Raw genomic sequence first — 14,460 nt, forward strand, 5'->3', positions numbered from 1 at the left:
GCAAGCCAGCTCCTGCTTGTTCTGTATCTTCGAGAGGACCCCTTTCATGTTCCACCACACTCCGTTGGCCGGCGCTATTGCGCTGGTCATTGGCAGCCTTGCCGTGCCTGTCGTGGCTGCCGAACCCCAACCAACCGCCAGCAGCGATCATCTGGACACCGTAGTAGTACTCGGTACCCGTCGTAGCGATGTCAGCGCCCTGGAAAGCGCCGCGCCCGTCGACGTTCTATCTGCCGAGCAATTGGAACAGACCGGTGCCAGCGACCTGTCCGGCGCCCTCACCGCGCTGTCGCCATCGTTTACCTACCCGCAATCACCCCAGGGCGCCTTTGCCGGTTCCATCGCCCAAGGCGCTTCGTTGCGCGGCCTGGCGTCTGACCAGGTTTTGGTGCTGGTCAACGGCAAGCGCCGCCACACCAGCGCCAATGTTACCCGCCAGAGTCTGGTCAACGGACGTGGCGCAGCGGCGGTCGACTTGAGCCTGATTCCCCTGAGCTCTATCCAGCGCGTGGAGATTTTGCGCGATGGCGCGGCGGCCCAATACGGCTCGGACGCCATCGCTGGCGTGATCAATATCGTGCTCAAGGAAAAGGACGACGGTGGCAATGTCGGTTATCGCTTCGGCGGCTACGACAAGGGCGACGGTATCCAGCGCAAACTCAGCGGCTGGAAAGGCCTCGCCCTGCCCAATGACGGCTTCCTGACCCTGAGCTTCGACGCCGGCAGCCAGGACCCGGCCAGCGACACCAACCCGGACAACCGGATCTTTTACCCCGGTTCCACCAGCATCAACACGCCCCGCGAGCAGAACAACCGCTACCGCACCTGGCGCTGGGGCTCGGGCAATGTGTCGGACCAGTACAACGTCGCCCTCAACAGTGAAGTCGGCATTGGCGAAGGCCTGACGGCCTACGGCTTTGCCACCTACTCCCATAAAAACACCGATGCCGAAGGCTTCTTCGATCCACCCACGACGCTGCGCAATAACTACAGCAGCACCGCGTTGCAGCGCTTCCCGGACGGACGCCTTCCGATTACCCGTTACTCGCTGGAAGACTATGCACTGACCGGTGGCCTGCGTTACGAAGACGAGCAACTGGGCAAATTCGACTTTGCCGTGAACCATGGCGACAACACCCTGAAGTCCACCGACCGCCATGCAATCAACCCCAGTTGGGGCGCCAACAGCCCAGAAAAAATCTTCACCGGCGAACGCGAGGCCGACCAGACCAACGTGACCCTGGACTGGGTGCGGGATTTCCCGAACGACCTGTTGTTCAAACCGCTGACCCTCTCCGCAGGTCTGGCCTGGCGCGAGGAGAACTACACATTGAGCGCGGGCGATGCCGCCGGATGGCAAAACGGACCGTTATTCAATACGGTTGACCCGGTGACGCTACGGCGCATTCCCGGTTACTACTCGGGCATCACCCAAGTCGATGCGGCCTCGCTGGACCGTAACGTATTGGGTGCCTACATCGACGTCGAAGGCCAGATCACCGAGAAATTTCAGGCGGGTGTCGCGGTGCGCACCGAGCACTACTCGGACTTCGGCGATACCACCAACGGCAAACTGTCCCTGCGCTATGACTTCACCCCGCAGATCGCTGCACGGGCCACGGCCAGCACCGGTTACCGCGCACCATCGCTGGTACAGAGTGGTTTGTCCTCATTCAGCGTGCAGGTGGTGGAGCAACCGCCGGGCAGCGGCAACTTTGCCGAAGTGCAGCAACGAACGCTACGCGCCGACAGCCCGGAAGCGGCACTGCTGGGCGGCAAATCACTGAAACCGGAAGAGTCCACCAGTTACTCCCTGGGTCTGGTCTGGCGCCCGCTGGCCAACGCATCGGTGACCCTGGATGCTTACCGCATCGATATCGATAACCGCATCACCCTCTCCGACCAATTGCCGGCTTCGGTGGTCTCGCCGATCTTCGCCGGTACACCCTTCGCGAACATCCAGAGTGCGGCGTTCTACACCAACGTCGCCGATACCCGCACCGACGGAATCGAACTGGCCAGCAACTATCAGTTGGACCTGCAGCAATGGGGCCAGCTGATTTTGAATGCCGGCGTGAGTCAGAACAACACGAAAATCACCGCCCTGCGCGATGTCGGCAACATCAAGGGTTCACAGATTGTCGGGCGCACCACCCAAGGCCTGATCGAAGATGGCACCCCGGAGACCAAGCTGATCTTGAGTGCCAACTGGCTGTTTGACGGTTGGGGCGTCACCGTGGCTCAGCGCCGTTATGGCGAATGGAAAAGCCTCAACGCCACCAACCCGACCCTGGACCAGGATTACAGCCCACAGTGGGTGACGGACCTGGATGTGTCGTACACCTTCAACAAAGCGCTGAAGCTGTCCGTGGGTGCGATCAACCTGTTCGATACCCACCCGGACAAGGCCGACGGTGCGCAACTGTTTGGCGTGCCCAAATACTCGATCACCAGCCCTGAAGGCGCCCAGGGTGCGTTCTACTACACCAGCATCAGTTACGACTTCTAAGCGGGCTGCTGCCGAGATGTTGCTGTGGCAGCAATGGCTGCTGGCACAGCATCAATCAGTGGTGTTTGTGGTGATATCATCGCCGGCAAGCCGGCTCCTACGGACGTGCAGGAGCCGACTTCCCGGGGCGATGCTGCCCATCCTGGCCGCTGGCACAGCTCTTGCGTTACCCCTGAGGTACTTCGCCAGAACAAGACCTGCCATGCGTGTCCAATCTCTGTTGTCCTCCCTGACCTGGATCATCTCCCCCGTTGCCCTGCTGGTGCTGTGGGCGGTGGTGGCCGAGGCCGGAATATTTCCGCGTAACCTGCTGGTACCTCCTACCCGAGTATGGCAGACCTTCGAGGCACTGCTGGCCAGTGGCGAGTTGCTCGAACACCTGCTCAACAGCCTGTCGCGGCTGGGTTTGGGATTCGGCATCGGCGCGCTTTGCGGCCTGACCTTTGGGATGCTCATGGCCTTGTCGAAAAACATCGAGGTCTATTGCTCGCCGCTGTTCCATACCTTGCGTCAGATCCCCAGCATCGCCCTGATCCCGATGTTCGTGTTGCTGCTGGGTATCGATGAAACCTTCAAGATCGTCATTGTCGCCAAGACCGCATTCTTCCCGGTGGCGTTGGCCGCCAACGAGGGCGTCAAGGCCATCCCGCGCAGTTACTTCGAAGTCGCCGACGTCTATCGGCTGCGCTGGCCGACGCTGGTCCGCGAGATCGCCCTGCCCGCCGCCGCGCCGCCGATCATCACTGGCTTGCGCATCAGCCTGACCCGCGCCTGGGTGGTGCTGGTGGCCACCGAACTGCTGGCCGCCGACAGTGGCCTGGGGCAAATGATCGAAATGAGCCGGCAGATGCTGCGCATCGATGTGGTGATGGTCGGGATAGTGGTCACCGGCATCATCGGTTTCGCCCTGGACTTTACCTTTCGCCAACTGGAACAGCGGCTGTTCCGCTGGCAGACCCGCTAGGAGCCGTCGATGCCTCGAATTTTCGCCAAATCCCGCGGCCTGCTATTGCCGCTGTTGTTGATCGGCGGCTGGGAATACCTGTCGCGCCTGGACGCCGCCAGGGCCTACGCCTTTGTACCGTTGTCGACCATAGGCGCGGCCTTGCTGGAGCTATTGGCCAACGGCGAGCTGCTGGTCAATCTGCTGGCCAGTCTCGCCCGCACCAGTACCGGCCTGGTCCTAGGGATGTTCTTCGGAGTGCTGCTGGGCGTGCTGATGGCCCTGTCAACACTGGCCAACCGGCTGGTCGGACCGCTGTTCCACTCGATCCGCCAGGTGCCGATGCTTGGCTGGATCCCGCTGATCGCGATGTGGTTCGGCAACGGTGAGTTTTCCAAGGTGCTGATCGTCAGTCTCGCCGCTTTCTACCCCATGGTGCTCAACACTTATCAAGGCTTCAGCCATGTGGAGCGACGCTATTGTGAAGTCGGACAGGTGCTGGTGCTCAGCCGCTGGCAGCAGTTCCGCCATGTGCTGCTGCCATCGGCCCTGCCCAGCATCGCCACCGGCGTGCTGCATGCCCTTGCATTCGCCTGGGTCACCGCGGTGGGCAGTGAGTTGTTCCTGTCGTCCGGCGCGGGCCTGGGCAATCTGATGATGAACGGCGAAGCCGGCTCGCGCATGGAAGTCATCGTTCTCAGCGTCCTGTGCATCGGCCTCTGCGGCTACCTGATGACAGTGCTATTCACCCTTCTGAGCCGCTATCTGCTGCGCTGGCGCAACATTCGTTGAAAGGCTAAGACATGAACGCAATTGCCCTACACACCCCACAACACAGTCAACCCTTGCAGTCCGGTGCGCTGGAGATTCGCGGCCTGAGTAAGGCTTACCGAATCGAAGGCCAAGCCTTGCCGGTGCTGCAGTGCATCGACCTCAGCGTCCACCCCGGCGAGTTCGTCAGTATCGTCGGTACCAGCGGTTGCGGCAAATCCACCCTGTTGCGGCTGATCGTCGGGCTGGAGAACGACTATGCAGGCGAGATTCTGCTGGATGGCAAACGGGTGGTCGGCACCAGCCTGGAACGCGGAATCGTGTTTCAGGATCATCGCCTGTTTCCCTGGATGACCCTGAGCCAGAACATCGCCCTGGCGCTGAAGAACCATCCGTTGTCCCAAGCGGAAAAGGACCGGCTGGTGGCCGAACACATTGCCCTAGTCAACCTTGGAGGCTTCGAAAACGCCTACCCCCATCAACTCTCCGGCGGCATGGCGCAACGAGCGGCCATCGCCCGGGCACTCATCAATAAACCCAAGTTGCTGTTGCTGGACGAGCCTCTCGGCGCCCTCGACGCCCTGACTCGCGTACACCTGCAACATGAACTGCAACGCATCTGGGTGCAGCAACGTTGCACGGTGATTATGGTCACCCACGACATCGAGGAAGCGCTGTACCTGGGTGACCGGGTGATCGTCATGGACGCCCACCCGGGACGGATCAAGCACCAGATCCAGGTCGACCTGCCGCATCCCAGGGATCGCGCTTCAACGATGCTGCAAGGCTACAAGGAACAGTTGCTGGAGGAATTGGTGGGCCATTGACCTTAAGCAGAGTCGCCCGTCGCAGGCCTGAATATCCTTGGCAATCGGAGATGCCACTCCTTTGATGGCGAAAGACTTGCCGAAATACATGTATCACGACCGGCAACAGGGTCTTATTGATAGTGGCTGATTCGCTGATTGCACCTGAAAGGAGCACGGAGTGTGAAGCATCTTTTTGAGAACCTGGCACTGGCTCCCGAGCTGAAAGATGGAGAGATCTGGTGCAGCACCTACCTGACGAATCACAGTGATGAACTGCTCCCGTTCGCACGTGACCTGGCTAGCGCGTGCTCCAATGAGACAAATTATCAGACTGTCGAAATTGAGGTGTGCTTTCCTCTTAAAAACATTGTGACCGAGCGCATTGAAAGCTTCCAATACGGGTGCAGTGCACCGCCGATGATCGACGTCATTAACCGACCATTGCTGGATGCATTACGCAAGGAGCTCGTCGAGATGGTGGCGATGCTCGATTCTATCGAGTATGTCGAGGAGTGAAGGAACTCATGCCTGATAGACCTAGATCTTCACTTGAATTGAGCGTCAAACCGAAAATCGGGAGGCCGATGCTCGCTTTCTAAGCATCCCCCTTTCGATCTCAAGTCCTGCAAATCAACACTAGTTCCAGCGCCTTGAAGGGCCCATTTTCAGGCAAACCTAGAGTCACCACTCCTCCGAGGCTGTGTAAAAACAATTTTGACCAGCGGCTGCGGACGAAAACAGTCCGGAAACCGTGTCCCTACGCAAATTGTAGGCCCGATGACTGAGCGCGAGCGCTGGCCAATTTTACATAGCAACGCAGACTTCAAAATGGGGATGCGTTTTTACACACTCGGGCCAAAAACTGCCAGTGGACGCAATGATATCATTTTGACACCAAAAGGCTGACTTCGACCAAGAGCAGGCGATTACCCCCCCGCCGAGGCAATGACACATTCTACCGCGGACTCAAAACTATGGATATGAGTTGCACAATTACAGGACCGACACTCTCCAATGAAAATTTTCGCTTGGCTACTCCCCTTTGCCCCATTGCTCGGTACCGCTAATACCTTCGCCGCTACCGCACCACCGTCTGACTATATAAGTTGTGGGGCTCAGTCGTTCTCGGTAGTTGCGCAAGCGCCTTTCAAATCGCTGATTTCCAACAAGCTTGAAAATGGCCATATCAAGCTGCAAGGCGGTAGCAAGAGTGATATGGGCCAGCGTTGGATTTTCGATAAGCCAGTTGTCGTAGACGGTATATCTCTAACCGGTTTCTTTGCCGAGGACGCTGATTTAATGGGGGCACGCATCATCAGTTGGGGCTTCTATTCTCAGCAGTCGCCTGAGCAAGTCGCGGCCTCGCTGAAGAAGTCGCACTCCCTCGATTTGCTGATCTCCAACAGTGTGTTTGCGCGGCCGGAGATTTGGTCCGAACAACAATTGGCGTGGCTACCGGAAATCTCTGGCGAGGCGGCGGGCAAGTTGGTAACGGATACCTCGGAACGAGTTTTCATGGTTGAGCCAGCACCTGGGGATCTCAAGGGCAGCAAAAGCATGTTGACCTGCTCGATTCAAGGCAAGATCAGCGAAGCGGCTTTGAAGTCTAGCCGTCCTGATCTGCTCTCAATACCTAAAGGCTGATGTTGCTATTAGCAGGTATGGGGAAGCGCTTGAAATGAAGGACGCCGTGCTCACGACTGTTGAGTGCGGCGAGTTCAGCCGCAGCATCAGGATAAGGAGTATCAGTCAAAATTCCGTCTTCAATACTGCGCGCGATCGAATCTCATCAACTGCAACCTAAGTCGAATCTTTAACACCACGCTTACGCGATGTCCGGCTTTCGCGGATAGCGATGGCGTCAGAAAGGCGTGCTTGCTGGACGCTTACGGCGCTCTATTTCTATGATCTCCATACAACCCCCAATGCAAAGGGCCCCACTGGGCCCTTTGTACTCAAATCAACATCACCTGATCAACCAGGACTCGACGGTGTCAGAGCCGTACTTAGCCTTCCATTCTTTCAGTGTTCTGTGGTTACCGCCCTTGGTTTCGACGACTTCGCCACTGTGCGGATTTTTGTAGGTCTTAACCTGGCGGGGTTTGCGGGTGCCGGCTTTAGACTCAGTGACTGGAGCGCGACGACCGGCCTGCGGGTCGAGCAGGTTGATCACGTCTTTCAAGCTGTAGCCGTACTCACCCAGCAATGCGCGCAGTTTGTTCTCAAATTCCATTTCTTTTTTCAGGCCGGAATCACTTTTCATGGATTCAAGCTCCGCCATCTGGGCGGCCAGTTGTTGTTCCAACTTGCGGAACTCAGCGAGACGAGACATGGCAATTTCCTTAGTGGTTGGATAGCACAGAATGCAGGGTAAACATAATATAGCGTTTTATAGACCTAAATCTCTACCCAACTGATCTTCCTGCATATCTTCAGTTGAATGCCCCCTCTCACCAGATATTCCTGCAGCTGGCATCGTATGTGCTCTTTGAGGCGAGACCTTAGTTCAAGGTAACCAGGAAGATCAGCAGAATACTCATAACGAACCCCACGACTGCGCAGTACATCGCGCAAAACCTGAAAGCCTAGCTGACCGATATGTGACGCATGCAACCGCACAAGGGGGTCGAACCCTGGATGCCTCTTGAAGCTATCCACAGCTCGCTGAATTAATGCTTCAAACGCTGTGACGTCACAAGTTTTCTGCACCGATAGCCACACTTGAGATTCGAGTTCACCGTGCATTTCCCCCCCCATCGCCCGTCCACTGGGATTTCCCATCCAGATGTTGTCCAACACGGGTATTTTTTCAAAAAAAACGCTCTTTGTTTGAAATCAAACCTGAAAGCAGCGGCTTACGCCGCACAGGGCCGATTTTGCTATGCCCATGGGGCAGGCCATACGTCAGCGTCAGCAGGATATACCGCAAGAAAAAAGCCAGAAGCAGAAGCACAGCAAAAGCACAAACCAACACCTTTTCCCCGGCAGGATCGGTGGCAGGTGGAGCGCCGAGATCGCTGCTTTTCTGTTGCTCTCAAATATAAAGATCCGTTGCTGAAAATTTTTTTCAAGGGGCCTTCTGAAAAAATATTTCTGTTGACACGATTGGAGCAAAGAAAACTACGCTCCGTTCTACCACCTAACTCTGTGCAAACGACAGAACCGCGATAGGCTGGAACTAGGGGCTTAACCGGAGGCTTCCTCAATCATCCAGCCTGTTACGTGCCCCCGAGTTCATGGCTACTCAGGTCAACCGCACGTCTCTATCACTGGTTTGAACAACGTATCCCGGTAGACAAAACACCCATAGTCTAAGCTTTCGATCACTGGATTGACTGTGACAGCTAGCGCTGTAGGGTTCGTTGATGGGCATTTTTTTTCGATCAGTAGCGCTGCGTAGTCCATAGTTCTAGAGATGCGTTTATCGGTTACTGCCATTGCACCAGCCCCCACCTTTCAAGGTTGAAATACTCATGGCAAGGAAGAAGGCAAAAAACTCTACCGGCACCGGCATCCTGATCATTTTTGCACTGGCTTTTGGTGCATTCGCTTCGATCCCGAAGAATGCATGGATCGCTATTGGCATCGTCGCTTGCATCGTCGCCATTATGTGGTTGTTAGCCACTCGCACTAAACGACAGCTTGAACAGATTCAAAGGTCTGCTTCAGCGACAACGCACCTGCGGGAGCCGCGAAGTAAAGACGTGACCTTCTCCATGCATGAGGTTTCGTCGAGCAATATGTCTGAAGAGCCCTCCGAATTTTATACCGTCCAACTCGGCTCCCCCCCTTCCGCTTCCTTTAAAATTCCAGATGCAAACAAGCAGAAATCCGATACCCGCTGGGTTCCGGCGGGCGAATCGGTCACTGTGTCTGGTTTTTCACTTCCCGGTGGAATGCTCTATGTAGGAAGCGCACTGGGTCGATACGATGCGCAAGAACCATCACTGATCAATCCCAAACTGCGGATAGCCAAATCGTACGTTGATATCGAAGAGCGGCTGATGTCCTACTGGCCGAGTTTTCACTCCATTTCGCCAGAGGCTCGGCGCGGATACCTGCAGTGGCTAGAAGGCGGACGTCGTGATCCGCTGGCAGACACCGGCTACGTCTTTTTATTTTTTTATGGCCTTGAGCGCCGTGCACTCGTTGATGCAGTAAGCGATCCGCAGGTGAAGGCGGAGATTCCTCTGATCACCAAAGAAGTCCAGCGACTTCTGAATATCTATGGGGAGAGTCGGTCATTCAGGGGGTACGCGGAGGGTTTCCTGGATTACCTGAGCAATCAAGCGCTCGATCCTAACCTTTACCTTGGCCCACCTCCTGATGCCGTTGCTTACGGCTACGAAATGCCGCTTCCACTGCGCATAGGGTTAGGGCAACACGCCTCCAACAAACGACCACTTGATGCCAACTGGGCATTGGCATGGGCACTCGCCGACCCCAACATCAGCAAGCGCACCCCGGTAACTCGGTGTAAGGAAGTCTTCGCTGCATTGTTCAAACTCAAGTACGCGAGTATGCACCCTGCCGGGCTAATCCTCGCGCAAAACAAGACCAAGCTTAAAGCAAGCTATCGACCGGCCTCCGCAGTGTTAATGGCACCCGCAGTTAACCTGGGGGATCTTCCTGATGTCATGGCTACGTCAGGAACGCGTAAAAACCTGCAATTGATTGTTGAGCTTTGCACCAGCGAGTTGGAGCCCTATAGCCGCTATCTGGGCCGAAACCCTGAAAGCGCAGAGGCGTTGGAGGGCCTTTTGCAGCTTCCTGTCGCGCTATGGCCGGCACCGGCCCGTGCAGAATTGGACGATCTTCAACACAGGATCGGTGATGACCTGATCGCCATGAGTTTTGGCGAACTCGCTGGACGGTTCAAGAGCGCAGGGGCGTTGTCTCGCGACAAAGTACTGGCACTTGCCCGCGCGCTGGAGTCACTCCATATCGGTATGGAACCTGACGTTCTGGCAGGCAGTAAAACACCGAAAGCCGAAGACCAAATTGCATTGTTCGTGACCCAACCAGAGGACGGATCACTGCGAGCTTCGGCGGCCTATAACGCGGCCTCGGTCACTCTTGACCTAGCCAGTGCAGTGGCATCTGCCGATGGGGATACTTCAAATGAAGAAGTCACCATGCTGGGTCAGCACATTGACTCATGGAGTCACCTGAGTGTTGCCCATCGCAAACGTCTCAAGGCGCATTTACGAATCCAAATTCAGCAACCTCCCACACTCGCAAGTTTGAAGAAAAAGCTCGACCCATTGACCGTCGAAGCAAAGCGCGCGATTGCCAGCTTCCTGGCCCACCTCGCACAAGCCGATGGCACCGTCAGCCCATCGGAGGTGAAGCTTCTGGAGCGAGTGTATAAAGCGTTGCAACTGGACAGTCAGCTGCTCTACAGCGATCTTCACGGTGCTGCATCCGGAGCAAGAGTTGCATCCGTCATACCACCCGCCAACACCACTCAGTCCGAGCCTGGGGTGCCCCTCCCAGTTAACGCCAAGCAAGGGTTTGTGCTCGATCATGAGCGAATTGCTGAATTGCAACGAGAAACAGCTGAGGTATCCGCCCTACTGGCTCAGGTGTTCACTGATGACCAGGTTGGGGAATCTGAGCAGCTTGTTGAGGATGCTGAATCGACTTCAGCGTCGAGTGCTGACGTTGCGGGCCTCGACTTGGAACATTCTGCGTTCCTACGCCTATTGGTCTCACGTCCAGAGTGGAGTCGATCTGAACTTGAGTCCGCTGCGAGCGACATGGAGCTGATGCTCGACGGTGCTTTGGAGCAAATCAACGACATGGCCTTTGACCGCTTCGACATGCCCATCACCGAAGGTGATGATCCCATCGAAATCAATAAAGACATTCTGGAAGAGTTAGCCTTATGACCACTATCAGAGCCAAGGATCGCGACGCGGTCATCCAATCGCTACGCGCCGGCGTCGTCCCTCGTGTCGGCCAACACTTGATTCAGGTCGGCCGGGTGGGCGAACTCGATGCGCTGATCACCGACGTTAACCGCCTGGTTGAAAGCGGTTCGGCATTTCGCGTCGTGATTGGCGAGTACGGCGCCGGCAAGACGTTTTTTCTCAACCTGGTACGAGCCATTGCGATGGAGCGCAAACTCGTCACCATGCACGCTGACTTAAACCCCGATCGCAGGCTGCATGCCACTGGGGGACAGGCACGCTCACTCTATTCCGAGTTGGCCAAGAACATGTCGACACGCACAAAGCCTGACGGTGGGGCTATACAAGGCATCGTCGAGAAATTCATCTCCCAAGCCAAAACGGAAGCCAAGGCAGCGGGTACTGACAGTGAGACTGTCATCCGTACACACCTGGCTGAGTTGACCGAGATGGTCAACGGCTACGATTTCGCTGAAGTGATCGCTGCGTATTGCCGAGGTTTCGAGGACGGCAATGAGCAACTCAAGGCTGACGCCATCCGCTGGCTACGTGGTGAGTTCACCACCAAAACCGATGCGCGGGCGGCACTGGGGGTACGAACGATCATTGATGACGCCTCCTTCTACGATCAGCTCAAGCTGCTGTCGAGATTCGTAAGACTTGCGGGTTTCGGCGGCCTGATGATCTGCCTTGACGAGCTGGTGAACCTTTACAAGCTGGCCAACACACAAGCTCGAAATGCTAACTATGAGCAGATCCTGCGTATCCTCAATGATTCGTTGCAAGGATCGTCTGAGGGGCTTGGCTTCGTATTGGGCGGCACTCCCGAGTTCTTGATGGACACTCGCCGAGGCCTCTTCAGCTACCCTGCCCTGCAATCGCGACTAGCCGAAAACTCGTTCGCAAAAACAGGGTTGGTTGATCTTTCGGGCCCTGTTATTCGCCTAACCAGCCTCACCCCTGAAGACTTCTATGTATTGCTTCAGAAGCTTCGTCATGTCTACGCAGGCGGCGATGCTGAAAAATATCTACTGCCTGACGAAGCACTCCCACTGTTTATGGCGCACTGTAACCAGCGCTTGGGTGAAGCCTACTTCCGTACGCCGCGCACCACTATCACTGCGTTCATCAATCTGCTGGCCATCCTGGAACAAAACCCGGGAGCTAACTGGCGGACGCTGCTGGGAGGTGTCGAGGTAGCCAAAGACTTCGGCGGAGAAGAGGACACGAAGGTCGACGCGGACGATGAACTTGCCACCTTCTCACTCTGAGTCATCGGGTTTCGACCAGCTAGAACCCCGTATCCAGCGATGGATTTGGGCTGAAGGCTGGACGTCCTTGCGTGACGCCCAGGAATGGGCAGTGCCTGTTCTAGTGGACGCAGACCAGGATGTCATCATCGCCGCTGCAACGGCTGCGGGGAAAACCGAGGCCGCGTTCCTCCCCATCCTCACCCATTTACTCAACCACAATGACCCTCCCGGCTCAGTGCTGTACATCAGCCCACTCAAAGCCTTGATCAACGATCAATGGGGCAGACTCAGTCGTCTTTGCGAGCAACTGGAAATTCCTGTGGTCGGCTGGCACGGGGACATCTCATCGAGCAAAAAGCATCGATTTCTGAAGTCGTCGGAGGGTGTGTTATTGATCACCCCTGAGTCCCTTGAAGCATTGTTCGTCAATCGAGGCTCAAGCCTGGCTGGAGTTTTCCAAAACCTGCGCTACATCGTCGTTGATGAACTCCATGCATTCATTGGTAGTGAGCGAGGAAAACAGCTGCAGTCCCTGATGCACCGGGTCGAGCTCGTAGCAGGACGTCGCCTTCCCCGAGTTGGGCTATCAGCAACATTGGGCGATATGAGATTGGCGGCGGAGTTTCTTCGGCCGGCCGGTGTCAACACGGTAACCGTGATCGAATCCAAAAACTCCAATCAGACTCTCCAGGTGCAAGTCCGTGGTTACATCCAACCGCCGATGAGCGAGCTCAGAAAGGCTCCCATCCAGTCCCCTGATGAGGACGGCGATGAAGACGAAACGGAAAACAAAGCAAGCCCTGACTTTGCGATCGCCGATCATCTCTACAAGGTTTTGCGAGGAAGCAATAACCTGATTTTCCCGAACAGCCGCCAGCAGGTTGAATGGTACGCAGACCAACTGCGTCGTCGCTGCGAGAAAGACGGTGTACCCAACGAGTTCTGGCCTCACCACGGTAACCTTTCAAAGAACTTGCGCGAACAGGCTGAGCACGCGCTTAAAGCCGGTAACCAGGCGGCATCGGCGATCTGCACCACGACGCTTGAACTGGGAATAGACATCGGGAGCATCAAGACGGTGGTGCAAATTGGCCCTCCTCCCTCAGTGGCGAGCCTACGTCAGCGCTTAGGTCGTTCAGGAAGACGCCCAGGAGAGAATGCGGTACTGCGCGCGTACTGCAAAGAGTCGCCTCTCAAAGATGGATCGAGCCTTTCCGATCAACTTCGCCAAGGCCTGGTGCAGACCATTGCCATGGTTCGCCTACTGATTCGAGGGTGGTTCGAACCCCCGAGAGCCCAAGGCGTTCACGCGTCTACTCTGGTTCAGCAAGTCCTTTCCATCATCGCCCAATGTGGGGGCGCATCAGCGGCAGATTTGTGGAAAAGCTTGATCGCCGAAGGGGCATTTTCCGCAGTCGAAAAGCCCGACTTCGTAAAGCTGCTCAGGTCATTGGGAGAGCATGAGCTCATTGTTCAAGACAGTTCGGGATTATTGCTTCCCGGGACGGTTGGAGAGCGTCTGATAAACCACTACGAGTTCTACAGTGCGTTCAGCAGCGATGAAGAGTTTCGCCTCGTGTGTGATGGGAAAGCCTTGGGGTCAGTACCGGTAAGCCGCCCGCTTACCAAAGGTCAGCGAATCATCTTTGGGGGTCGACGATGGCAAGTGCATGACGTCGACCTCCAGGCCAAGGTGATCATTGTGGCAGCCGCGCGCGGCGGTGCGCCTCCCCAGTTCGATGGGTTAGGTGCAATGGTGCATGACACTGTGCGCGAAGAAATGCGTGCGGTGCTGGCGGATACGACTCCCTGCCGATTTATTGATGGCGGTGCTCAAGAGCTGCTAGACGAGGCGCGCAAGACATTTGCCTCATTGGGCCTCGGTGAACGCCACATCATCGAGTCGAGTGGCAAGTGCTATCTGATCAGTTGGCTGGGCGATCATGCCAACGATGCACTGCGCCTGCTGCTCAATCGTGTAGGTCTTTCTTGTGATAACTCAGGCCTTGCCATTGAGATTGACGCCGACATCAGTCGAACCCTAGCAGCGCTGGAGGATGTCGGTAGATTGGATGCAGGCGATCTCGATTCGATTCTTGCGAATGTGGAGAACATGCTGCGCGAGAAATGGGATTGGGCATTGCCGGAGTCATTGCTGATGAAATCGTTTGCTTCTATATCGCTGGATATCTCGACTGCTATCGTTTTTGCACAGAGTCAGACTTTGACCAAATAAGCTGGTCAGGCAGTACAGAATAGAAAC

11 protein-coding genes are annotated in these 14,460 nt (G+C 56.2%); 10 read left to right on the forward strand and 1 reads right to left on the reverse strand.

What is annotated here, in order from left to right:
- The first annotated feature begins 46 nt into the window (after positions 1-46).
- The 6 genes from N4Q37_RS06755 (at position 47) to N4Q37_RS06780 (ending at position 6,676) form a co-directional block, all read left to right on the forward strand.
- Positions 47-2,509 (forward strand): TonB-dependent receptor plug domain-containing protein, encoded by a 2,463-nt coding sequence (locus N4Q37_RS06755; RefSeq protein ID WP_260956232.1) that lies wholly within the window; start codon positions 47-49, stop codon positions 2,507-2,509.
- Between the two features lie 202 nt (positions 2,510-2,711).
- On the forward strand, positions 2,712-3,473 hold the full coding sequence (locus tag N4Q37_RS06760; RefSeq protein ID WP_260956234.1) for an ABC transporter permease: 762 nt from the start codon (positions 2,712-2,714) through the stop codon (positions 3,471-3,473).
- A 9-nt stretch (positions 3,474-3,482) separates the two neighbouring features.
- On the forward strand, positions 3,483-4,244 hold the full coding sequence (locus N4Q37_RS06765; RefSeq protein ID WP_260956235.1) for an ABC transporter permease: 762 nt from the start codon (positions 3,483-3,485) through the stop codon (positions 4,242-4,244).
- A gap of 11 nt (positions 4,245-4,255) precedes the next feature.
- Entirely contained in the window at positions 4,256-5,050 is a 795-nt protein-coding gene (locus N4Q37_RS06770) for an ABC transporter ATP-binding protein (protein WP_260956237.1), read from the forward strand.
- A 162-nt stretch (positions 5,051-5,212) separates the two neighbouring features.
- The gene (locus N4Q37_RS06775; protein ID WP_260956239.1) at positions 5,213-5,548 is read left to right on the forward strand and encodes a hypothetical protein; all 336 of its coding nucleotides are present in this window, start codon (positions 5,213-5,215) and stop codon (positions 5,546-5,548) included.
- 498 nt (positions 5,549-6,046) lie between these two features.
- Positions 6,047-6,676, forward strand: coding sequence for a hypothetical protein (locus N4Q37_RS06780; RefSeq protein WP_260956240.1), 630 nt, complete (start codon positions 6,047-6,049; stop codon positions 6,674-6,676).
- 322 nt (positions 6,677-6,998) lie between these two features.
- Here the strand turns inward: N4Q37_RS06780 and N4Q37_RS06785 are convergent, their stop codons facing one another.
- Positions 6,999-7,364 carry a histone-like nucleoid-structuring protein, MvaT/MvaU family gene (locus N4Q37_RS06785; RefSeq protein WP_260956242.1) on the reverse strand — a complete coding sequence of 122 codons (366 nt, stop codon included), beginning with the start codon at positions 7,362-7,364 and terminating at the stop codon, positions 6,999-7,001.
- 407 nt (positions 7,365-7,771) lie between these two features.
- On the opposite strand from N4Q37_RS06785, the gene N4Q37_RS06790 reads away from it, so the two are divergent.
- The 4 genes from N4Q37_RS06790 to N4Q37_RS06805 all read left to right on the forward strand — a co-directional run bounded on the left by N4Q37_RS06790 (position 7,772) and on the right by N4Q37_RS06805 (position 14,433).
- Positions 7,772-8,203, forward strand: a complete 432-nt coding sequence (locus N4Q37_RS06790; RefSeq protein WP_260956244.1) for a hypothetical protein — start codon at positions 7,772-7,774, stop codon at positions 8,201-8,203.
- A gap of 302 nt (positions 8,204-8,505) precedes the next feature.
- Positions 8,506-10,923: a tellurite resistance TerB family protein gene (locus tag N4Q37_RS06795; protein ID WP_260956246.1), complete on the forward strand. Its 2,418-nt coding sequence runs from the start codon at positions 8,506-8,508 to the stop codon at positions 10,921-10,923.
- A complete protein-coding gene (locus N4Q37_RS06800; RefSeq protein WP_260956248.1) occupies positions 10,920-12,215 on the forward strand; it encodes an ATP-binding protein in 1,296 nt (431 codons plus the stop codon). Before N4Q37_RS06795 ends, N4Q37_RS06800 begins: the two co-directional genes overlap by 4 nt.
- A gap of 43 nt (positions 12,216-12,258) precedes the next feature.
- A complete protein-coding gene (locus N4Q37_RS06805) occupies positions 12,259-14,433 on the forward strand; it encodes a DEAD/DEAH box helicase (RefSeq protein ID WP_260956397.1) in 2,175 nt (724 codons plus the stop codon).
- The last annotated feature ends 27 nt before the right edge of the window (positions 14,434-14,460 follow it).

The organism is Pseudomonas citri, from assembly GCF_025336485.1.
In the GTDB taxonomy this organism is placed as follows: Bacteria; Pseudomonadota; Gammaproteobacteria; order Pseudomonadales; family Pseudomonadaceae; genus Aquipseudomonas; species Aquipseudomonas citri.

Excerpts from the sequence above, each read along its gene's own strand:
- N4Q37_RS06770 (WP_260956237.1), top strand. The coding sequence starts at position 4,256 with ATGAACGCAATTGCCCTACACACCCCACAACACAGTCAACCCTTGCAG.
- N4Q37_RS06755 (WP_260956232.1), top strand. The coding sequence starts at position 47 with ATGTTCCACCACACTCCGTTGGCCGGCGCTATTGCGCTGGTCATTGGC.
- N4Q37_RS06800 (WP_260956248.1), top strand. The coding sequence starts at position 10,920 with ATGACCACTATCAGAGCCAAGGATCGCGACGCGGTCATCCAATCGCTA.
- N4Q37_RS06780 (WP_260956240.1), top strand. The coding sequence starts at position 6,047 with ATGAAAATTTTCGCTTGGCTACTCCCCTTTGCCCCATTGCTCGGTACC.
- N4Q37_RS06760 (WP_260956234.1), top strand. The coding sequence starts at position 2,712 with ATGCGTGTCCAATCTCTGTTGTCCTCCCTGACCTGGATCATCTCCCCC.
- N4Q37_RS06765 (WP_260956235.1), top strand. The coding sequence starts at position 3,483 with ATGCCTCGAATTTTCGCCAAATCCCGCGGCCTGCTATTGCCGCTGTTG.
- N4Q37_RS06795 (WP_260956246.1), top strand. The coding sequence starts at position 8,506 with ATGGCAAGGAAGAAGGCAAAAAACTCTACCGGCACCGGCATCCTGATC.
- N4Q37_RS06785 (WP_260956242.1), bottom strand. The coding sequence starts at position 7,364 with ATGTCTCGTCTCGCTGAGTTCCGCAAGTTGGAACAACAACTGGCCGCC.